Annotated in this window: 14 protein-coding genes; 3 read left to right on the top strand and 11 right to left on the bottom strand. The window is 72.0% G+C overall.

Annotated elements, in window-relative coordinates; all coding sequences use genetic code 11:
* Positions 1-209 precede the first annotated feature (209 nt).
* On the bottom strand, positions 210-1,148 hold the full coding sequence (locus ACVCAG_RS31985) for an alcohol dehydrogenase catalytic domain-containing protein (RefSeq protein WP_440087069.1): 939 nt from the start codon (positions 1,146-1,148) through the stop codon (positions 210-212).
* A gap of 190 nt (positions 1,149-1,338) precedes the next feature.
* Between ACVCAG_RS31985 and ACVCAG_RS31980 the strand changes: the two genes are divergently transcribed.
* Positions 1,339-2,247 (top strand): alpha/beta fold hydrolase, encoded by a 909-nt coding sequence (locus tag ACVCAG_RS31980; protein WP_440087070.1) that lies wholly within the window; start codon positions 1,339-1,341, stop codon positions 2,245-2,247.
* A 17-nt stretch (positions 2,248-2,264) separates the two neighbouring features.
* On the opposite strand, the gene ACVCAG_RS31975 is transcribed toward ACVCAG_RS31980, so the two are convergent.
* Together ACVCAG_RS31975 and ACVCAG_RS31970 are read right to left on the bottom strand one after the other, a co-directional pair.
* On the bottom strand, positions 2,265-2,690 hold the full coding sequence (locus ACVCAG_RS31975; protein WP_440087071.1) for a deaminase: 426 nt from the start codon (positions 2,688-2,690) through the stop codon (positions 2,265-2,267).
* A gap of 11 nt (positions 2,691-2,701) precedes the next feature.
* A complete protein-coding gene (locus tag ACVCAG_RS31970) occupies positions 2,702-3,538 on the bottom strand; it encodes an LLM class flavin-dependent oxidoreductase (RefSeq protein ID WP_440087072.1) in 837 nt (278 codons plus the stop codon).
* Positions 3,539-3,649: 111 nt separating this feature from the next.
* Between ACVCAG_RS31970 and ACVCAG_RS31965 the strand changes: the two genes are divergently transcribed.
* Positions 3,650-4,105 carry an AsnC family transcriptional regulator gene (locus ACVCAG_RS31965; protein ID WP_440087073.1) on the top strand — a complete coding sequence of 152 codons (456 nt, stop codon included), beginning with the start codon at positions 3,650-3,652 and terminating at the stop codon, positions 4,103-4,105.
* Between the two features lie 157 nt (positions 4,106-4,262).
* On the opposite strand, the gene ACVCAG_RS31960 is transcribed toward ACVCAG_RS31965, so the two are convergent.
* The 7 genes from ACVCAG_RS31960 to ACVCAG_RS31930 all read right to left on the bottom strand — a co-directional run bounded on the left by ACVCAG_RS31960 (position 4,263) and on the right by ACVCAG_RS31930 (position 17,549).
* Positions 4,263-5,426, bottom strand: a complete 1,164-nt coding sequence (locus ACVCAG_RS31960; protein WP_447190990.1) for an ice-binding family protein — start codon at positions 5,424-5,426, stop codon at positions 4,263-4,265.
* A gap of 292 nt (positions 5,427-5,718) precedes the next feature.
* A complete protein-coding gene (locus tag ACVCAG_RS31955) occupies positions 5,719-8,022 on the bottom strand; it encodes a hypothetical protein (RefSeq protein ID WP_440087075.1) in 2,304 nt (767 codons plus the stop codon).
* A gap of 4 nt (positions 8,023-8,026) precedes the next feature.
* Positions 8,027-10,354, bottom strand: coding sequence for an AAA family ATPase (locus ACVCAG_RS31950; protein ID WP_440087076.1), 2,328 nt, complete (start codon positions 10,352-10,354; stop codon positions 8,027-8,029).
* 101 nt (positions 10,355-10,455) lie between these two features.
* Positions 10,456-12,078 carry a hypothetical protein gene (locus tag ACVCAG_RS31945; RefSeq protein ID WP_440087077.1) on the bottom strand — a complete coding sequence of 541 codons (1,623 nt, stop codon included), beginning with the start codon at positions 12,076-12,078 and terminating at the stop codon, positions 10,456-10,458.
* Entirely contained in the window at positions 12,059-15,520 is a 3,462-nt protein-coding gene (locus ACVCAG_RS31940) for an AAA domain-containing protein (protein WP_440087078.1), read from the bottom strand. Before ACVCAG_RS31940 ends, ACVCAG_RS31945 begins: the two co-directional genes overlap by 20 nt.
* Positions 15,517-16,887, bottom strand: a complete 1,371-nt coding sequence (locus tag ACVCAG_RS31935; protein WP_440087079.1) for a protein kinase domain-containing protein — start codon at positions 16,885-16,887, stop codon at positions 15,517-15,519. The genes ACVCAG_RS31940 and ACVCAG_RS31935 overlap by 4 nt, the downstream gene beginning before the upstream one ends.
* Entirely contained in the window at positions 16,884-17,549 is a 666-nt protein-coding gene (locus ACVCAG_RS31930) for a vWA domain-containing protein (protein ID WP_440087080.1), read from the bottom strand. Before ACVCAG_RS31930 ends, ACVCAG_RS31935 begins: the two co-directional genes overlap by 4 nt.
* Before the next feature lie 527 nt (positions 17,550-18,076).
* Between ACVCAG_RS31930 and ACVCAG_RS31925 the strand changes: the two genes are divergently transcribed.
* Positions 18,077-19,711 carry an alpha/beta fold hydrolase gene (locus ACVCAG_RS31925; protein WP_440087081.1) on the top strand — a complete coding sequence of 545 codons (1,635 nt, stop codon included), beginning with the start codon at positions 18,077-18,079 and terminating at the stop codon, positions 19,709-19,711.
* Between the two features lie 174 nt (positions 19,712-19,885).
* Here ACVCAG_RS31925 and ACVCAG_RS31920 read toward each other — a convergent pair whose 3' ends face one another.
* Positions 19,886-21,043 (bottom strand): DNA glycosylase AlkZ-like family protein, encoded by a 1,158-nt coding sequence (locus ACVCAG_RS31920; protein WP_440087082.1) that lies wholly within the window; start codon positions 21,041-21,043, stop codon positions 19,886-19,888.
* Between the last annotated feature and the right edge of the window lie 15 nt (positions 21,044-21,058).

Below are 21,058 nucleotides of genomic sequence, written 5' to 3'. Positions count from 1 at the left end.
GACGTCCACCCGTGGCGGTAGTCGCCTACCGCGAGGGGTGCACAGCCGGATGGCCCGGCCGCCCGCTTTCCCATGACGGCGGGTCAGCTCCTCACGGTGTCGGGCACCGCCGCCACGTAGCGCTCCTGCGTGCCCGGATGCCCGGCGAACCCGAAGAAGGCCACCGCCCTGCCGCTGCTCGCCGGGGTCCGGCCCGGCGGGGCGCCCGGTCAGCCCGCCGAGACCCTGAGGACGATCTTTCCTCGCACGTGACCTGTCCGGCTCAGCCGGAAGGCCTCGGCGGCCTCGGACAGGTCCAGGACGGTGGTGACCTCGGGGACGGCCAGGCCGCTCTCGATCATCCGTCGCAGCTCGTCGAGGTCCTCGGCGCTCGGCCGGGCGAACACGAAGGTGCCGCCGTGCTCCAGCACGCCGTCGTTGGCCAGCGAGACGACCCGTCCCCGCGCGTCCTCGCGCAGCAGCCCGAGGGACGACACCAGGTCCTCGCCGCCGTACATGTCCATGATCGCGGTGACCCCGGCCGGGGCGAGCGAGCGCACCCGCTCTTCGAGGCCGGGGCCGTAGGTGACGGGCTCGGCGCCGAGCTCTCGCAGGTGGTCGTGGTTGCGGGCCGAGGCGGTGCCGATGACGCGCGCTCCGAGGGCGGTGGCGATCCGCACGGCGAACGATCCGACGCCGCCCGCCGCGGCCTGCACCAGCACGGTGTCACCGGCCCCCACCCGCAGCGCGTGGACGAGTGACTGGTAGGCGGTGAGGCCGGCGATCGGGACGGTGGCCGCCTGCTCCCAGCTCAGGCCGGCCGGCTTGCGGGCGACGGTGCGCACCGGCGCGGCCACCCGCTCGGCGTAGGTTCCCCTCCCGATGGAGTCCTCGCGCACGTACCCGATCACCTCGTCCCCCGCCGCGAAGCCGGTGACCGTCGGGCCGACCTCCGCGACCACCCCGGCGACGTCCCAGCCGGGGATGACGGGGAAGTGGACGTCGAAACGGCTGTCCAGACGCCCGGCGGCCGTCTGCCAGTCGACCGGGTTGACCGACACCGCCCGCACGTCGATGAGAACGGACTCCGGGCCGAGTTTCGGCTCGGGGACGTCCGTCATCTCCAGGACCTCCGGCCCGCCGTAGCGCCGGTAAACGATCGCCTTCATCCCCTGGCCTTCCGAAGCGCGCGCCGGCCCGTGAGCAGCACGGCACCGTGGGTCGTTCTACAGCATCGAACAGCTCCTTTCAACGGCCCGGGTCCCAGGCCTGATCAGGGTATGCAGACAGGGGACGGACCGGGAGCCGCGAGGCGACCGGCCGATCCCGCGGACCCGTCGCGCCCATCGGAGACACCACGTGAGCATCCCCTTGCCCGCCTCGTTCGCCCACCATGTGATCGACGCCGACGGCGTGCGCGTCAACACGTACGTCGCCGGCGAGGGGCCCCCGGTCCTGCTGCTGCACGGCTACCCGCAGACGCATCTCATCTGGCATCGGGTGGCGCCCGTGCTCGCCCGCGAGCACACCGTGGTCCTCACCGACCTGCGGGGGTACGGGGACAGCGACAAGCCCCCCTCCACGCCGGACCACGCCCCCTACTCCAAGCGGGCGATGGCGCGCGACCAGCTGCTGGTCATGCGCTCGCTCGGCTTCGACCGCTTCGCGGTGGCGGGCCACGACCGCGGGGCGCGGGTCGGCCACCGCCTGGCCCTGGACGAGCCCCGGGCGGTGACCAGGCTGGCCGTGCTGGACATCGTGCCCACCCGCCACGCGTTCCGGCACGCCGACGCCGCGTTCGCGCTCGGCTACTACCACTGGTTCTTCCTCGCCGCGGGCGACGGCGTCCCCGAGCGCATGATCGGCGCCGATCCCGGCCACTGGGTCCGCTCCCACATGAAGGTCCAGCACGGCGGGACCTCGTTCGACCCGGCGGCCCAGGACGAGTACGTCCGTTGCTTCTCCGATCCGGCTGCCGTCCACGCCTCCTGCGAGGACTACCGGGCCGCCGCGAGCGTCGACCTGCGCCACGACGACGCCGACGCGGACGCGGGCCGGCGCGTGACCTGCCCCGTGCTGGCCCTGTGGGGCGAGCGCGGCTTCGTCGGGCGTAGCTACGACGTCCTGGACGTCTGGCGGCGGTACGCGAACGACGTGCGCGGCCAGGCGGTGCCCAGCGGGCACTACGTCCCCGAGGAGGTTCCCGAGATGACGGCGGAACTGCTCGGCTCGTTCCTCTCCGAGAGCCCGGTCACACCGGCGCGGTAGCGATGGGGGCGGATCGGTCAGACGTAGTAGCCCTCGACCGGGACGCGCGCCTCGTCGAACAGCGCGGGGCCCTCCTGGGGCACGTGCGGCCAGCCGCCTCCCGGCTTGAGGCCCGCGAACTGTTCGTTGGAGAGCGCGAACACGACGCGGCCGAGACCGGACCGTTCGATGGCGCCCGTGCACATGGGGCAGGGCTGGCAGCTGGTGTACATGGTCGTGGCCGCCGCGACGCCGGGGGCGAGCTCGCGGGCCGCCCACCTCGCCAGCTTCAGCTCGGGGTGGGCGCTGATGTCGCCGTCGCTGAGGACCGTGTTGTGCTCCTCGGCGAGGACCGTGCCGTCCGGCCCCACCAGCAGCGACCCGAACGGGGCGTCTCCGGTCGCCCGCGCCTTGGCGGCGAGCTCGATGGCCCTGCGGAGATGGTTCTCGTCATTGTTCGTCATGATTGTCCTGTTCATGATTGTTGGGTGCGCAGATCCCAGCGGGCGGCCACGGTCGCGAGCGCCTGCCAGGCTACCTCCGGGTGGCGCGTCTCCTCCGGGTCGCCGTCGAACGGGTCGAGCACGACGGTGCCGGCGCCGAGCAGGCGCAGCCGTTCGAGGTCGTCGAGGACCTGGTCGATCGTGCCCTCACCGGCGAGCCGTCCGGGAGCGGTGATCGGGGACTCGGTGAGCCGCAGGGCGATGCGAGGCGCGAAACCGGGCGCCGGCCGGCTCTCCTCGTCCGCGATGGCCTTCAGCCGGTCCAGTCCCTCGCGCATCCGGTCGAGGGTGAGGCGCAGCGGGTGCCAGGCCTCGCCGAGGCGCACCGCCCGGCGCAGGCCGGCGTCGCTGTTGCCGCCGACCCAGACCGGTATCCGCCCGGCCCCGTAGTCCTCCTCGTCGTCCCAGGCGGCGCGCATCACCCGGAGGTGGTCGTCGGTCAGCGCCCCGCGCCGCTCGAACGGGACCCCGAGCGCCTCGAACTCCTGCCGCGCCCAGCCGACGCCCACGCCGAGGACGAGCCGCCCGCCGCTGAGCCCGTTGAGGTTGGCGGCCATCCGGGCGACGAGCAGCGGGTGGCGGTACGGCACGATGAGCACCGTGGTGCCGAGCCGGATCCCGTCGGTGACCCCGGCCAGCCAGGCGAGGGTGGTGAAGGGCTCGTAGAACGGCGCCGGATACTGCTCGGCGACATCGGGGGTGATCACGACGTGGTCCGAGACCATGAGCAGGTCGAAGCCCAGGCCCTCCACCGTCCGCGCCCAGCCGCGCAGCATCCCGGGATCGGCGCCAGGTCCAAAATTAAGCATGTTAACGCCTATTTTCACCTTTTCAGACTATCGAGTGATGATCCACGGCCGGAAGGGATTCCTCGCGGCGTACAGCGCCGTATACCGTTGATATGCCGGTATCTTTGCCGGATGGCCGAGAATCTCGACGCGACCGACTGGTCGATCCTGGTCGAGGTCCAGCGGGACGGTCGCATCCCGATCACCGAGCTGGGGCGGCGGGTGAACCTCAGCGCCTCCGCCACGACCGAGCGGGTCAGGCGGCTGGAGGCGACGGGCGTCATCACCGGCTACCACGCGAACGTCGACCTGGAGAAGGCCGGTTTCCCCGTGCTGGCCGTCGTGCGCCTGAAGTATCCGGGCAGCCGGCACCAGCCACTGCACCGGCTGCTCGACGAGCGTCCCGAGATCCTGGAGTGCCTGCGGACCACCGGCGACGACTGCTACACGCTGAAGGTGGCCGCGACCTCCATGGGCCACCTCGAAGAGCTCGTCAACGAGCTGGCCCTGCTGGGCAGCACCACCACCAACCTCGTCTACAGCCAGACGCTGCCCTACCGTGGCCCGCGGGACCCCCAGCCGGGCTGACCAGGACGCCGGTGCCGCCGGCCTCCTCCCCCTCCCGCGCGGGAGACTCCCGCGGTCGCCCGTGCCGGTTCCCGCGTCACCGCCGCCCACCCGCCGCGAGGGCTAGGAACGGCGGGCGCCGCAGCCGGTCGCGACGGCCGTGATCCGGGTGCGGCCCCTACCTTTCCGCCGCGGGACCGGCGTGGTCGTCGCGGCGGGCGCCGTCTCGCTCACCGCTTCCCACCGGCAGGGGTCCCAGAAAGGGACATCCGAGGTCCGCGCGCCGGATCAGCACCGGTGAGTTGCTGGGGTCGAGCTGGGCCGTGCCCGCGTAGGTGGCGACGACGCGACTCACCCCCGCGGGCAGGTCCGAGACGGTCAGGGTGGCGAGGCCGTCCGCGTCGAGCTGGGCCGCGCCCAGCCTCACCCCGTCGGTGGCGAAGCCGACCTGCCCGGTGGGAACGGTCGCGTCCGAGGCGGTCACCCTCGCGGTGAAGGTGATCGGGCCGCCGTCTCCCGAGGGACACGCGGAGGTCAGCGTGGTCGTGGTCGTCGCCGTTCCGCAGAGCTGCGCGAAGGGCCGCACGACGGTGTTCGTGTCCAGGGTGATCGCGCCACGGCTCAGCAGGCGGCCGACCACGGTCGCACCGGTGGTCGCGGTGATCGCGCTCAGCGCGAGGACGTTCCCGGAGAAGGCGGAACCGGTTCCCAGCGTGGCCGAGGTGCCGACCTGCCAGAAGACGTTGGCCGCCCGGGCGCCGTTGACGAGGGTCACCGTGCTGGCGGGCGCGGTGACGAGGGTGGAGGCGGCCTTGAAGACGAAGACGGCGTCCGGGTCGCCCTGCGCGTCGAGGGTCAGGGTGCCGGTGAGCCGGAAGGCCCCGGTGGCGGAGTCGTAGACGCCGGGCGTCACGGTGGTCCCGCCGAGCTCCGCCGGGACGGTGGCGCCGGCGGGCCGGCCCGCGGCGTCGTCGTAGGCGGCGGTCAGATCCGTCTGGGCCTGCTGGGCGGTGGCGCCGGTCTGCAGGACGGTGCCGGACGGGAAGCCGCTCGGCGTCGCGCCCGGCCACGCCCCGAGGCCCCCGGTGACGAGGGTGGGACCGGTGTTCTTGACGACGTCCCGGCCCAGGACCACGAAGTTCGCGGCCGTGCCGAGCGGCACCGGCGTCGCCGCGCTCGCGGTCGCCGGGGCAGGGGCCACCGCACCCGCGACCACCGGGGCCACGGCCGCCGCGCTCCCGGTCGCCACGCTCGCGGCCGCCGGGGTCACGGTCACGGCTCCCAGCGCGGCCACGGCCGTGAGGAGCGCCGCCAGCCGGGAACGGACGGTGTTTCGCGGCACCACACGAGGTCGAACGGCCTCCATCATGATGTTTTCCTTTTCTTGTGAAACTGCCCCGTCGAGGCGCATTTCCAGCGATGCACCACTCCTTCCGACCTTACCGATCGACGAAGCCGCACTCGTTATACGACATACATACGAGTCTCATTGACACCGGCCCGCCTTCAACCAGCAGGAATGGCCTTTTTAACCGGAAATGAAAACGTTTGGTGCATCTATATGAAACTACAGCTGTAAATCATTTCCCGATTTCGAAGCACCGGGCGGCCGTGGACATTCTCCGTACACGTGATCAGGACTCCGCCGCCCGGCCGGTCGCGACGTCCCGCCCTTCGGGACAGCACCTTCGGCACCCGCTCCCTTTCCCGTCGAAGGCCACTCCACAGGTACCGCACGACGGGCAGAGGAAGACGGAGGGGCGCAGCCGGCAGGGCATCGAGACGACGTGGCTGCCGAGCAGCCGGTCGACGCCGTCACCGTCGAATTCGACGCCCTCCGGCACAGGCGCGGCGTTGATGACGGGATAGGTCCGGGTGCACGACGCGCACCGCCGCAGTTCCCAGCGGGCGTGGCCCTGCGGGCACTCGCACGAGTAGGTGCCGTCCGGCCTGGACCGGTACGCCCGCCAGGGATCCGGCCTCCGCTGCAGGCAGACCGGGCATCTCGTGTACTCGGCGAGGGTCTCGGCGTTCGCGGCCAGCTCGTCCGCCACCCGATCCAGGAGTTCCGCCTCTCCGGCGCCGTCCGGACGACCGGCGACCCGGGCCCTCAGCGACTGCAGCCTCGCGCGGGCTGCGGCCAGCTCGCCGGGCGCGGGGGGCCGGGTGACCAGGAGTCCGGTCTGCTCGGCCCGAAGCCAGTCCGCGCCGTCACCGACCTCCCGCGCGTACGCCTGGCGGCACCGTATGGAGAGCGGATGGTCGCGGTGCCGCTCCCGGGCGAGAACGCTGTACAGGCTCCGGGCGAGCCGGACCACACTGTCGATCTCCATCGGCGAGATCGGCAGCAGCCCCACGCCGCCGCGCCTCCAGGGCACAGGCGAGTCGCAGCCGGAGAAGACCTCGAGGCGCAGCCGTTCCGGCAGCGCCTGCCGCTCCTCGAACGTACCCGGATAGACGATCAGGGTGGGGATCACGGGTTTCTCGGTGATCAGCCGCTCCGTCTCGTCCCGGGTGGCCGACGTCCGGCCGTGACCGGTGAGGGCGTGCGGAAGAGCCAGGACGCGGAGCACCGCTCGCCCGCCGACGGCGACCTCGAAAACCTCTGTTGGCAGCCACGCGAGGGTCACAGCCGCGCCCGTGGCCGCGACGTCCCCGGCGCCCAGCCGGATCGGCGGTCCGCCGCGGGTGAACGGTGACGCTCCCCCCGCCCCCGCGGGTTCACCTGACCCGCCCGACGTGCCGAGCAGGCCGAGGTGGTCGAGCGCGTGGAGGAGCAGCAGACCGGTGTAGACGGTGAACCCCCGGCACCAGTCCTGGATCCGGGCCGAGGGGGCGTCCTCACGATCTCTCCCGGTACGGTCGTTCACCCACGCCTGCCACAGGTCGCGCACCCGGCGGTAGCGCCCCTCGTTGACGAAGAGGTTCGTGGCCCGAAGCGCGGTCCCGATCTCGGCCTGCCGGTTGACTCCCGGCAGGACGCCGCCGCCTCTCAGCGCGACGAGGGCGTCCCTGACCGCGCCGAGCTCCTTGCGTCTCACCGCGGCCAGGTCCTTCCACGTCTCGTTCGCCACGACCCCCTCGATCAGGTCGAACAGCTTGCCCTGCTGCCGCCATGGCCGATCGACGGCGTCCGCGACGTAACGGTCAAGGTCGCTGAACATCTCGTCGATACGCGCCACGGCGTTCAGCCGGGCCACGACGTCACCCCAGAGGTGGTCGACCAGCCGGGCGGCGACGCGGTTCTCGTAGAAATCCAGGTTCTGCTCACGCGAGGACGCGAGGACCACTTTCGGCTCGACGCCGTCCGGCCGCAGCCGGTTCCAGTCCTCGCTGTGCCCGGCCAGCCGGGTGATCGTCGCGGGCGTGATCCGCCGCGCCAGGCCCACCGGCACCAGCCGGTTCACGACCCGCAGCCGGTCGGCCGGGTCATGGCACACCGCGCGCAGCGCGTCGAGATGCTCGGCGATCTCGTCGTCCATCCTGCGCCGCCGCAGCCGCGGCCCGATCTCGGTGTCGCCGAGCAACGGGCTTTCCCGCAGCCACCGACCGGCCGGTTCGACGCCGAGCCGCTCGAGCCCGGCCGCCACGCCGAGGACGGCGCGTTCGGTCACCTCGTCGGGCAGCGCGCACGGGTCGCAGGCACCGTGCGTGGCCTGCCGCCGGTCCTCGTCCCACAGCGTCCAGTCGCCGATCGCGACGAGATGGTCGCCGGACCGGACGCGACGGCCCGCCAGGGACAGGTCGCGTCCGCCGGAGGGACCGCGCGGGCCGAAAACGCCTCGCCCGCCGGAAGGCCTGCGCCTGCCCGAGGCGCTCCTGCCGCCCGGCGCGCCCTGCTCGGCGTCGACGAAGACGTACCGCCCGATCGGCACCGGTCCCGAGGGCGGCGGATCGGCCTCGCGGTCGAGGAGCCGGTCCCAGAGCCTGACTCGCATGGCGTCACGCCTCCCCTCGGTGGTGCAGCTCGTCGTTGAGCAGTTCGACGGCCCGGATCGGGCGGTCGGAGTCGCCCTCCGCGGCGGGCAGTTCGGCCCAGAACTTCGGAAGGTCGTCGCGGAGCGCCCTGATGGTGTCGCTGCGGAACTCGTAACGGCCGCGGACCTTCCGCAGCACCTTCATCGCCAGCGCGTGGTCCGCGGCCTCCCGGACGGTCCCCCCGGCGTCGACGACCACGGGGACGAACCACGAGAGCTGCTTGACGCTCCGCGGCCCGGTGGAGATCCGGAAGTCCCGCCGCAGCCGATCACCCAGGTCGCCGCCCAGGAAGGCGCGCACCAGATGGGCGGACCGCTCGTGCCGTTTCCGTGCCGCGGCGAAGGCCCGGTTCAGCGCTCTGAACGAGAACGGCGGGAACGGCTCGGTCCGCTCGTACTCGAAGTGTTCCGGTTGCGCGGGCAGCTCGATGACGTTGGACCGGTCGAGCGTCTTCTCCGCGAAGCCCACCGTGGTCTCGTCCTGGTTGGCCGTGCCGACGAACCAGACGTTCCGCGGCAGGGGCAGCCTGATCCCGTCGACCAACCCGCGCGGCGCTGGCTCGACCCTCGCCGTCATCAGGTCGAGCCCGATCTGCCCGCCGGCCGTCCGCGGCCTGAGCTCGAGCACGTGCAGCACATCACTGAAGTACTGCTCGGGGTGGGACAGGTTCATCTCGTCGAGGACGATGAGGAACGGCTGGGACCGGTGCTCCGGGCAGTTGGCCCGGTAGAGCGCCTTGGTGAACTTCGACTCGTAGAACCGCCGTTCGAAGGCGTTGTAGTAGCCGGTCAGGTCCTGTGGTGTGCGCCAGTCGGCACCGACCGGCACGGTCTCGGCGTGCGTCTGCAGGGCCTTGGCGAACGCCAGCGGAAGTTGCGTCTTGCCGATGCCGCTGGCGCCCTGCAGCAGGTGCAGGCGGGTGGCGGCGAGCCCGGCGAGGAAGATCCGCAGGTCGGACTCCGCGTAGAACAACCTCTCCTGCTGGGCGATGACGTGCCGCAGCCGGTGGACGAACTCGTCGATCGGCGGCAGCTCCTCCACCAGGTCGTCGCGTTCCCCGGCATGGCGCGCGTCCATCTCGGCGCACGCGGGAAAGGGGGACTCGCTCTCCTTGCTCCGCCTGAGCCCTTCGGCGTTCTCCTTCAGCCGTACGACCTCGTCCTTGTAGGCCTCGACGTCGGCGGCCAGCGCCTGCTTGACCAGTTCCTGCCGCTCCAGCTCCATCGCGGTGATCTGGTACGCGGAGAGCTGCCGCTGCAGGCGGGAGTTCTCCTGCATGAAGAAGGCGTGGTCCTCCTGCCAGCGTTGCTCGGCCTCGCGCAGCCGGTTCAGCTCGGCCTTGACCTCGGCGGGCGGCCGGTGGCCGCGGAGGGTGGTGTTCTCCTCCTGCAGCCGCTGAAGGTCCGCGACGACGTGTTCGGGCTCGCGGCCACCGAGCGCCAGGCGCAACCGTTCATGGCCGGCCAGCCGCTGCTCCAGCAGCTTGTAGTCCGCGACCATGTCGTCGTGTCGTCGCTGCAGCGCCTGGAGCCTCAGCCGGTCCTGCTCGGCGAGCTGCTCGGCGGACCGTTCGATCCGCTGCTCGACGAGCTGCCTGGAGTCCTCGAGGTCCTCTCGCTCGATCTTCAGGCGCCGTTCCTCGGCGCGCAGCTCGCCGCGCTTCTCGTCGAGTCGCGCGCCTTCTCTGGCGAGTTCGGCGCGGGCGTCGGCCAGCGCGGCGCGGACGGCGGCCCCGGCCTTGCTCCGAGCCTCCTCGTCCTGCCGCGCCGCCCGCAGTTCGAGCTCGGCCAGGTGTTCCTCGCGCTCACCGCACTCGGCCAGCCGCCGGCGCAGCTCCTCGGTCATCCTGGCGGTCCTGGCGGCCCCCGCCTCCTCGCGGCCGGCGATGTCGCGTTCCCGTTCGTCGAGTTCGCGACCGCGTTCACCGATCGCCTTCTCGGCCGCCCGGATCCCGTCCCGCGCGTCCTCAAGGTCCCGCTCGGCCTCCTCGAGCGCGTGTCGCGCGTTCTCGGCCCGGCCGGTGGCGGCCTCGTACGCCCTCTTGACCTGGTCGATCTGCCGCCACAGCCTGTCGACGGCGAGGTAGTCGGCGTCGGCGGGCGGTTCGGCCGGCTCCGGCAGGTTCTCGGCACCGCCCACCGCTTCAGCCGCTTCGGCAGTCGCCTCGGGCAGGGCCTCGGCCAGTTCCCTCCGGTTGACCGGCCCGGCGGGCCTGCGGGTGGTGTTCGCCCGGCCGCCGGCCGCCGTCCCCGCGCGCTGCGCCTGTGCCTTCGGCCCTCTGCCCTTGCCCATTCAATGCCCCTTCGTGAAGTCTTTCGAGCCGTACGGGTGCTGTGCGGCCCGCGAGTGCTGCCGGTACGTGCGTCCTGGGTGCCGCCGGCCCGGCGCGCCGGTCACGAGACGGGAGGGAGCCCCAACAGCTCCGAGGCCGCCTGCTCCCCGAGTTCCTTGCACCACTTCAGGTCTTCGGCGACCGACTGCCTCCCGAGCCGGTGCAGCTGGCCGTTGCGCATCTGGCGCAGCTGGTCGTAACCGAAGAGCAGGTCGCCCCGGCGTGCGAGCATGCGGCGCATCGGGTGGTCGTCGCGCGCCTCCGCGCTGATCAGGGTGGCCGCGATGAGCACGCCGATCTTCGTTCCGTCCGGTGGCCTCGGTTCACCGGCCAGCTCTCCAAGGGCGTCCGCCCCGGTGTTCAGCACGGAGTAGGGGACCTCGAAGGCCCCCATCCGTTCGGCGGCCTTCCTGATCGTCTCCCTCGCCACCTGAGCGGTCCACAGCGGATCGGGGCCGTCACGCCGGCGACGCCGCCGCTCCGCCGCCCGCCTCCGAAGCGGCTCGGCGTGGTGCGCCGGCATCGGATACGCGATCGTCAACCGGTGGAACAGTTCCTCGAAGAGCGAGAACGCCGCCCACACCGCCATGCGCAGCGCCTGATCGGTCTCGCCGTCGTAGGACGCGGTCCGCAGGTCGACGAGTTTCTCCAGCACACCGGCGTCCTCGCGGACCCTCGCGCCGAACTCCATGGCCAGCTCCGCCCTGGCCTGCGCGCGGGCCCGCTTGGTGGCACTCTTCAGGTTCGCGCCGGCCGCCTCTCCCTGCGCCTTGAACAGCCGGTCCAGCCGTTCCGCCAGTTCCGGGCGGCCGGCGGCCCAGTGCTCGACGAGCCGGCCGAACATCGCGTTGGCGGTGACGCCGAACGGGTCGTGTGCGACCCAGACCTCGCCGGGCAGGTCGGGGCCGGCGGCCTCGATGACGCCGAGGATCTCGACCGGCTCCGGTTCTCCGATGAGGGCGACACGGGTGAGTTCGGCGAGCGGCTCTCCGGTGGCGACGCGGCCGCCGTAGACCGTCTGCTCCTCCTCCATGTCCTGGAGCGCGGCCAGGCGGTGTTCACGCGCGAACTCCTGGGAGCGGGCGTTGATCCGGGCCAGCCGGTCGCGGCGCACGACTTCCATGATCTGTTCCGGGTGCGGCGGCCCGGGACGTTCGCCGTCGGCCCTCATCCGCAGTGCCGGCACCTTGGCGGGCCGCCCGGCCGTCCCGAGATCCATGATCACTTCGTCGGTCTCCCGGTGGACGACGTACACGTCCGGCAGCCGCTCGGCGGTGCGCGGCCACAGGTCTCCGGTCGCCGGGTCGTGGAAGACGTAGCGCACCGCCCACTCGGTGTCCTCGTCGACGGCGCCGGTGCGTAGCGCCGCCCGTCCCCGCTCGGTGGGCTCGCCGCCGCGGTCCAGCAGGCCGTCCCGCTTGGCGGTGTCGATGATGTACGCGCACAGCCGCGTGTGCAGCCCTGTCAGCTCGCTCACCCCCTGGGGGGTGCGCACGCCGGTCTCGCACAGTCCGAGGACGACCCGCTGGAAGAGGTCGAGACCGCGGCGCGGGACGAGAGGGGCGGTGACCCGGTAGGCCCAGGCGGGAACGGCGACATGGATCCGCCTGTCCTTGTCCTGGCGGATCAGCGGGCCGTCGCCGATGAACGACAGGAACCTGGGGTTACGAAACGAACCGGCCATGGTCTCCTCCCTCACGGCACAGCAGCAGGAAGTCGGTGAGCGGCGCCACCCCGTCCGGTGCGCGCGGTTTCTCGAACATGGCCGCGTCACCGACCACCACCAGCAGCCGGCGCTGCCGGCTCATCGCCACGCAGAGCCGGTTGGTCAACGTGAGGTGGCCGTAGCGGCGGCCCACCCAGCGCCGGTGCGTCGCCGGATCCGCGGGCGGGGTGTCGTCGCCGGGCGGCGCCGATCTGGTGGCGGAGAGCAGGACGATGTCGAACTGCTTGCCCTGGAAGGAGTCGACACTGCCGATGTGCAGCCGGTTCAGCGGCTTGCCCCGGCTGTCGTGGCGGTACCGATCGGCCGCCTCGTAGTGGCCCTTGTCGTTGCGGACGGCCACGCCGAGGTGCTGCAGGGCGTCGCCGATCTCCTGCACCTGACGGGTGTAGAACGACATGACTCCGATCCTGAGGTCCGGAGCGGCCTCGAGCAGCGCGGGAATCCGCTTCACCAGCCAGTCCTTCTCGGCGGGGCGGTGGATGCTGCGGACCCGGAACTCGCCGCCCCTGTCGGCGGGGACGTCCGCCCATACGGCGACCGCCTCGCCGTACTCCGGCAGGCCGTGCGCGAAACCCTCGGTGCCGCGCGGAGACCCCAGGGTGTTCCTGTAGAAGTTGCGGCTGACGAAATCACCCAGGACGCTGTGCATCCGGAACTGCGCGTTGAGGGTGACGACCCGCCGGACCGGTGAGCCCTTGTTGTCGTGCGCGCGAAACAGCCGCTCGAAGAGGCTCTGCCGCAACACCTCCTGGGTCGACCCGTCCTGCCGTACGAGCGCCCGTTCGACGTCGGGCTCCAGCAGGGGCGGGAGCTGGAGATGGTCCCCGACCAGGACGATGCGGCGGGCCGCCAGCGCCATGGGGATCATCAGGTCGAGCGGGTTGGCGCGGGCCGCCTCGTCGATGATGACGGTGTCGAAGACGACGTCCTCGTCGGTGTCCACCTGCTTGGCCTCGACCACCTTCCGGGAGGCCGCCTGCTGGCAGGTCGTGGCGTACGAGGCGGTGTAGGCCCGCAGCGTCCACTCGACGGCCGGCGGGTCACCCTGCAGGGCCTCGTAGTAGTCGGCCAGGGCCAGCGTCACCCCCATGTCGGGGGTGCGCCGCAGAGACTCCTCCATCTCCGCCACGGCCTGGTTGAGCAGGTCGTTGACCGCCGGATCGGCGGCGCGCACCGGTTCGGGCCCGGCCTGCGGCAGCAGGCGGTCGATCAGGCGGTCGCGCAGCGCGGCCAGCTCCTCCCGCGGCACCGGCGGGTGGTCGGGATCGCTGTCCGCGACCCGTTCGAGAAGCGCGAGATCCGCCGCGGCGAGACCGCCGTTCGCGTCACCGCCCGCGGTCGTGATCGCGCGTAGCCGGCGCAGCGCCTTGGCCGCCGCCTGCGGGCCGTCGTCGGCGAAGGCCTCCGGCGTCGTGCGCAAGGCGCGTGCGGCCATCAGCGCGAGCTCGTGGGCCTCGTCCACCGGCCCGCTCCACCCGCCCGGCGGCGCGGTCGCCAGGGTGATCCGCAGCTCGTCGCGGGCCGCCCGCAGGCGCTCGGCCAGCGCGACGGAGATGTGCGCGCGGGCCCGCTCGTGCACCTCCGTCAGCAGTTCCACGGTGCCGTCGGGAGCCGGTGGCGTGAGCCAGTAGCCGGCGACGAGGCCGCTGAGCCGGCGCAGCGTCAGCACCGCCTCGCCCGGCTCGCCCAGCCGCTCGGGGAGGTGCGCGGCCGCCGTGTCCCGCAGCCGGTCGCGGAGCACGGCCGCACCCCGGTCGGCTCGGTCGATCTTGTTGGCCGGGATCCCGAAGACCATGGACCGCTCGGCCATCTCCTCGACGGCGGCGTGCTGGAAGCTGGCCAGCAGGATGCTGCCGCGCACGTGGGCGTACGACCTGCCGGACTCGGCCAGCCGGGTCTGGATCGCCGATATGACCTCCGTCTTCCCGGTGCCCGGCGGCCCCTGGATGATCGCGATGTCCGGGGTGTTGAGCGCCACGTCGATCGCCTGCTGCTGGCGCTCGGTCGGGTCGCCCCCGAAGATGGCCCAGGTCGCCTCGGAGTGCGGCTCGATCCGCTCCGGAGGATTCGCCACGACCTGCTCGCCCTCGAGGAGTGCGAGCAGGTTGGGGATGTTCGTACCTCCACGCAGGATCCGTTCGTACGCCGTCCTGCGCCGGACCAGTTGCCTGCGGTCACCGCGGAACGAGCGGAACAGGAATCCCTCCTGCCCCGGCTGGACGGCCTCGTCGCCTCCGACTCCCGCCGGGCCTCGGCGCTGCAACTCGGTCCGCTTGATGTCGATCGTGCCGTCGGCGACGTCCACCGCGACGACGGTGCCGCTGAACAGATGCTTCTCAAGCCGCTGCCGGACCACCTCCCAGTCGTCGGCCTCCGTGGCCTCCTCGTCGTCGGCCACGTCGGTGCCGGGGTTGGCCAGGACGGGTGGCAATCGCCTGGACGCCTCCAGTTCCAGGGTCTCGCCGCCCTTGAGCGCCTGCTGTGCCTGCTCCAGCAGGGAGCGCCGGTGACCCGCGGGATCGTCGGTGGCGACGACCTGGAACCGGTGGACCTCACCCGCGAGCCGGCTCCAGCTCCGGTAGGTGATGTACCCCGTCTCCTCCACCCGCCGCAGCAGATGGCGCGCCTCCAGCCGGTTGTACTGGTTCCACAGCGCCAGGAGACCCTTGCCCTCGGTGAGCCGTTCGATCCATCGCTCCATGTCGGCACGCATCTCGGCGACATGGGAGACGTCCTTGAAGTCGACGTTCGTGGTGACGAGCCGCAGCCGGCGGCCCAGGTCGGCGTTGGCGGTACGCCTGATCCGGTGCATGTGGAGGCGGCCGTCCCTGGTTCGGACGTCGGCGACGAAGCCCCTGCCGTGGAGGCGGTAGCCGGTCGGCGCGCCGTGCTCCCCGACCACCGTCGAGATGATCACACGTCCGGGCGTGTCCGCCGACGCGCGCGGTACCGCGGGCAGCAGGAAGCGCTCTCTCAGCCAGCCGATCGTCCGATCGGTCCGCGTCGCGTAGGCCTGGCTGCCCTCCCACGTGGCCACCGTCCGCGCGATGTCATGGTCGACGGCGATCTCCTGCGCCGGCAGCGTCCCGCCCGCGTCGTACCGGTGGAACGTCACTCCGAGCTGTGCCGCCCGAGGCCTTTGCCCGGTCAGTTCGCGTGACTCCACAACGATCGCGACGTAGTGCGCTCCACCGCGTCTGACCGACTCCAGCTTCTCCGCGTCCTCACGCTGTACGGGCGCCACCGGGGCCTCGGCGGCGCGTGTCCGAGCGAACGCCTGGTGGTTCGGCGACCACCACAGCCTTATCTCGTCCTCGCACCTCGGGCGGTCGGCGCTCTGCCACTTGAGCCAGACGAGGGCCTCGGCGCCCGGCAGCGGAGCCGTCTGCGGCCGCTTCACGACCGGGCCGCCGATCGCCGTACGCGGGCGAACCGCAGCATCCGGTGCGGACTTCCCGGCGGGCCGAACCGGATGATCCAGCGCGGCGCGGCCTGATCCGCCGGTACGGCCAGCTCGTCCGAGGGTTCGATGACCAGGCCTTCGTCCTGGTCGATCGCCGATGTCAGCCAGAGAGGCACCGGCCCCGGGTTCCTGATCGTCAGCCGGTGTCCCGGCTGCCAGTGCAGCCATGCCACCGGCGCGGTGTCGTACTCCACCGCGTCCATGCGCGAGGTGCGCCCGGTGATCGGGAGCCATGACCCCGGCGGTACCGCCAGCGTCTCACCGGCGGGCGCGGGCTTCGGCATCCCCGAGCGGACGAACTCCACCACGGCGACGAGGGGATCGGGGGCCTGGAGGCCGCACCAGGGACAGGCCGGCGCCCGCATGTCGACCGACTGCGGGCAACCGGCGCAGGCCAGGGTCAGATCGGCGGCCGAGCGCAGCGCCGTACGCCACTCGGCGACCGTGGGGCGCGCCCTGACGTCGCTCAGCCCGTCCTGGAACGCCCGGCGGGCGAGCTCTCCCAGCTTCGGTGTCAGCAACCGCTCGCGCGGCAGGCCGTACCGGGTACGGTTCGACCGGTCGTCCGGGTGGTCGATCCACGGCAGTTTCCCGCTGAAGGCGTGTTCGAGAAGTTCCGGGCCGCCTTCCTGGACGGCGTCGCCGAGGAACGGGTGCGTCAGGGTGAGGACCTCGAAGGCGATCACGGCGAAGGCGTAGGCGTCGGTGGCACCGCTCACCCCGGACCGCCCGTCCAGCACCTCGGGCGCCGCGTACCCCGGGGTCGCGACGGTGTCCGGCACGACGGACTCCGACCGCACGAAGTCGACGTCGACCAGGCGGACCTCCTCGTGCCGCGGGGTGTCGGAGACCATCACGTTGGCCGGGGACGGGTCGGCGTAGACGACGCCCTTGGCGTGCAGCGCGGCGAAGGCGTCCGCGGCGCGGCTGAGCAGCCGGAGCCGACGCCGCAGTCCCCCCGTTTCCGCGTACCAGCCGAGCAGGTCACGGTCGTCGGGCGCCGACACCAGCGTCTGGACCGCGACCATGTCGTCGAGGAGTTCCATCGAGTACCCGACGTGCGGCGCGGCCAGCATGGCCAGCGGGCGGGCGATCGGCACGCCGCCGAGATCGAGCCGTCTGATCACACCGATCCGGCTCCGCAGCCGCTGCGCGACCCGGGGCGTCCGGGCGTGCATCATTTTGACCGCCACCCTGCCCTCCGAGGCCCACACCTCGGCCTGGCCTCCCACCCCGATCCGGCGCAGCAGCGCAAGCGGCCGTCCCTGCTCGTCGCGGACGACCGGACGCCCGGCGTCGTTCATGCCAGGAACTCGTCGAGTTCGTCGAAATCGATCTCCGCGGAGGACTGCCGGCCCACGCGTGCCTGCCTGCTGACGCTCATGGTGAGCCAGGAGAAGTAGCGGCTCAGAAGATGCACCTGGTCGGCGCGTTGCGGCTCGATCGACGGGTCGGCGATGAACGCGCGCAACACCTGGAAGTCGTCGTCGTCCATGTCCTGGCCGATGCCGACGGCCAGCCTGATCGCCTTGGCTCCGCGCGGCGAGGCGAGCAACCGTCGAAGCGGCTCCTCCCACTTGTCGGTCGGTTTTCCGTCGGACACGAGGATCAGCGTCGGCATGAACGCGTTCCGCGGGATCACCTTCTCATCGGCGAGCAGCTCCGTGAGCAGGTCGAGCGCGGCGCCGAAGGGGGTGCGGCCGCCGGCTCGGAGATCGCTCCACTCCAGGTCGGCGGCGGGAACAGGCGGTTGGTGCAGCACTGCGCCCTGCCCGCCGAAGGCCACGACGCCGACCTGGATCTCGCCCCGGACGGGCCGCTCGGCGGCGAAGCTCCGGATCATCGTGGCGATGGACTCGTTGAGCGTCTCGAGCTTGCGCAGCTGCGTCATGCTGCCGCTGACGTCGGCGAGCACGATGACGGGCAGGGCCCGGGGTGGGGCGGCGCTGGGACGTGAGAGAGGCACATCGGAGGGTGTTGCCTGGGCCAAGGCTACCTCGCCAATTCATATTGATCAGCCGAAAAAGCAGAGCCTTACAGGCTGTCGACGTTCATACCGAAAGTCAAGATCTAACCAATAAACAAAAATGGACATTCTCTCTAAAATCCGACTTTCGCTTATTTTTGTCGCATATGCCTTGGTCAATACGTGACCGGAAACGGTTGATCTTTGGTATCTCACCCTTGTGATTCAAGCGCCCGCCCGGCAGGCGACACGCACCCCCGACCTGGCCCGGCCCGTACGGCGCGGCGGCCCGGACGGCTCGCGCGTCACTCCGCCCCCGCGAATCAGCCGAGAGGTCACTTCCGCTCCTGCCGACAGCCGTCCGTCAAGCACTACGAAAGCGGCCTGCAACTTGAAATGCCTACAAAGGTAGATAGAAGCGGAAGGATCTTCATTTTCTTACCCGAAGTTCTTTCCGGCCGTCCGGTGATCCTCGACTCCACCCGCAGGTGGGGCGGACCGATCAGGACCGACCCGAAGGAGAGAACATGAACGGCGAGAAGCCGACGAGAACGGCGAGGACCGGCGGTACCCGGCGCCGATGGACCGAGGCCGTGGCGGCGCTGGCCACCGCGGTGGCCGTGGCGGGCCTCGGGGCCGGTCCCGCCTTCGCCGGCGTACCGAACGGCGCGGCGAACACGCCCGGCGCCAGGACCCTCGCCACGGCTCCCGGCGCCCCGTCCGGCACCCCGTCCGGCACCCCGTCCGGCACAACGGCCCTCGCCACGGCTCCCGGCCCCGCGTCCGACGCCCGCCTGGAACGTTTCATCCGGAAGGCGCCGAAGTGGAGGAAGTGCGGCCTGTTCAGATGCGCGACCCTCACCGTGCCCGTCGACTACGCCGACCCCGGCAACGGCAGGACCTTCACCCTTCCCCTAATCAAGGCCCCGGCGAGCAGGCCCGACCAGCGGATCGGGACGCTCGTCGCCGCGGCCGGAGGTCCGGGACAGTCCGGCACCTGGATGGTGCGCACCTTCCACGAGACCTGGCCCGCGCAGATCCGCGAACGCTTCGACGTCGTCGGCTTCGATCCCCGCGGGGTGGGCGGCAGCAGGCCCGCCATCGACTGCAGCCTGCGGGCGGGTGACAAACCCATCGGAAAGCCACGTGCCGACCTGCCGCTGGTCGGTGAGGTCGCACCGTACTACCGGCTCATCGTCCAGGCCTGCGCCCGCGGCACCGGCAAGGACGTCCTGCCCCACGTCGGTACCGCCAATGTCGTCACCGACCTGGAACTGCTGCGCGCGGCGCTGCGCCAGGACACGATCAGCTTCCTCGGTTACTCCTACGGCACGAACATCGGCCAGCGCTACGCCGACCGCTTCCCGCGCCGCGTCCGCGCCATGGTGCTCGACGGCATCGACACCGCGCACCTGAACTGGGACACCGACTCCCTCCACGGCGCCAGGGCCCACACCGCGGCGCTGCACTCCTTCGCCCGCGCGTGCGCCCGCGACCCCCGGATGGCCTGCCCGGCCGGCAGCGCGAAGGGCGTTCTCGCCGCCATCGACAAGGTGATCGCGCGGGCGAAGGCCAGGCCCCTGCGCGGGGGCAGGTACGACCTCGACGCCGACACCGTACGAGCGGTGATCGGCGGCACCCTCATCGACCCCTCCTCCTGGCGGGAGCTGTCCACCGCGCTGGGCGCGGCGGCCGACGGGGACGGAGCCCCGCTCGCGGACCTGCGGGTCCGGCTCGGCGCCCCCTCGGTGTCCCTGCCCGTCGACGAGGTGACGAGCGTAGTCAACTGCCTCGACCGGCCCCACTCCGGGAACCTGAGGGACTACGAACGGCTCGCCGGGCAGATCCGCCGTATCGACCGTCTCTCCGACGGTACCAACCTGACCTGTGCCTTCCTGCCCTCACCCGCGGTCGCGCCCACCCCTGCCCGCGCCAGGGGCGCCGGGCCCATCGTGCTGATCAGCCACACCCGGGACGCGCGCACACCGTACCGCTGGGCCAGAGAGGTCGCCGGGAACATGCCCTCGGCCGTGCTGCTGACCTACGACGCCGACGGGCACACCGTTTACGCCACCGGCGTCTCCTCCTGCGTCGACGACACCGTCACCCGCTACCTCGTCGACCTGACCCCGCCCAGGAACGGAGCACGCTGCACCCGGTGAGCGGGAACGCGGCGAACCCGGGATCGCGCGGTGCCGGCACCGCGCCGCGCCGGACGGCGAGGGACACCCGAGCGTATCCCCGGCCGTGCGGTCCACCCGCGCCGGGCGCGGTCTCCTCGCCCCGGCCCTCCCCGCGCGTCACCCGGCGGACGTGCGCGGTGGCGCCTGAGGAGCTCAGCGCCTCCCGCCGGTGAGCCTGCCCGTGGACAGGGTGGCCTCGGCGCCGTAGAAGCGGCCGACGCGCTCGACCTCCCTCTCCAGCTCCCTGGTCCGGCCGGAGTCGAGCTTGACGAACGACTCCAGCCTGATCTCGACCCTGCCGCCCTTCTCCCTGCGCTCCCACATCCCGGAGACGACCCCGTCGACCAGCATGATCTGGTGGGCGACCGCGCCCTCGTACCTGCCCCGGCCGTGCTCGAAGACGCGCGCGGCGGTGTCCTTGGGCACGACGACCTCCTTGGGACCGCTGCCGAGGACGTACGCCTCGTACTGCGGCAGCAGCCGCAGGCAGCTCGGGCCGGACGGCCAGCGGTCGTCGTCGGCGGCCAGGACGTACGCCTCGCGCCCCTCGACCTCGACCCGGGCGACCTCGTCGCCGAGCGACTCCAGCGCCTCACGCGCCTCGGGCGGCCTGAGCGCGAACCAGCGGGCCAGGTCCTGGTGGGTGGCGGGGCCGTACGCGCGCAGGTAGCGGCGCACGATCTCCATCGCCGACTCCTCGGGGTCGGGCTGGTCCCCGACCTCGGTCTTCAGCCCCGCCCACCGGTCGGGCCTGGCATAGGTCACCTTGGCGCCCCGTACCGGCCCGAAGCAGAGCACGCCGAGGTAGGCGACGGGACGCAGCAGCTCGCCCCAGTTGGAGGCGAGCTTGTCCTTGGCCCACGCGCCGACGCGCCCGGAGACCTCCCCGGCCAGCTCCTCGCGGGTCAGGCACTCGCCGTCCAGCGCCTCGCGGACCGCGTCGACGAACGTCTCGCCCTGCTTGGCGGTGAGGCCGTGGTAAGCGTGCCAGCTGTCCTTGGCGCGCCAGTAGGGCTTCCAGCGCATCGCCGCCATCCACAGCGCCAGCTCGTCGGCGGCGTGCACGTGCAGGGTGCCGCGCAGGCTGTACGTCTTGACGAGGCGCTTGCTGTCGTACAGCTCCGCGCGGACCCGCTCCCGCGTGGCGCCCTTCACCCGCGACCCGATGGACAGCTCGGCCGCGGCGGCGACCTGCGACTGCACCCCGCACACGTCGCGCACGGGTTCGCGCGGGTCGCCGGAGACGGGTTCCACGAGATGGTGGCGAGCCAGCCGCCGCGCGTGGACCTGATCCCAGGTGAGTGCGTTCATGGTCCCCGTCTCTAC

It is taken from the genome of Streptosporangium sp. G12 (genome assembly GCF_052983175.1).
This window is presented reverse-complemented; position numbering and strand designations above follow the sequence as displayed.

Excerpts from the sequence above, each read along its gene's own strand:
- ACVCAG_RS31965 (WP_440087073.1), top strand. The coding sequence starts at position 3,650 with ATGGCCGAGAATCTCGACGCGACCGACTGGTCGATCCTGGTCGAGGTC.
- ACVCAG_RS31945 (WP_440087077.1), bottom strand. The coding sequence starts at position 12,078 with ATGGCCGGTTCGTTTCGTAACCCCAGGTTCCTGTCGTTCATCGGCGAC.
- ACVCAG_RS31985 (WP_440087069.1), bottom strand. The coding sequence starts at position 1,148 with ATGAAGGCGATCGTTTACCGGCGCTACGGCGGGCCGGAGGTCCTGGAG.
- ACVCAG_RS31920 (WP_440087082.1), bottom strand. The coding sequence starts at position 21,043 with ATGAACGCACTCACCTGGGATCAGGTCCACGCGCGGCGGCTGGCTCGC.
- ACVCAG_RS31935 (WP_440087079.1), bottom strand. The coding sequence starts at position 16,887 with ATGAACGACGCCGGGCGTCCGGTCGTCCGCGACGAGCAGGGACGGCCG.
- ACVCAG_RS31925 (WP_440087081.1), top strand. The coding sequence starts at position 18,077 with ATGAACGGCGAGAAGCCGACGAGAACGGCGAGGACCGGCGGTACCCGG.
- ACVCAG_RS31955 (WP_440087075.1), bottom strand. The coding sequence starts at position 8,022 with ATGCGAGTCAGGCTCTGGGACCGGCTCCTCGACCGCGAGGCCGATCCG.
- ACVCAG_RS31970 (WP_440087072.1), bottom strand. The coding sequence starts at position 3,538 with ATGCTTAATTTTGGACCTGGCGCCGATCCCGGGATGCTGCGCGGCTGG.
- ACVCAG_RS31975 (WP_440087071.1), bottom strand. The coding sequence starts at position 2,690 with ATGACGAACAATGACGAGAACCATCTCCGCAGGGCCATCGAGCTCGCC.
- ACVCAG_RS31950 (WP_440087076.1), bottom strand. The coding sequence starts at position 10,354 with ATGGGCAAGGGCAGAGGGCCGAAGGCACAGGCGCAGCGCGCGGGGACG.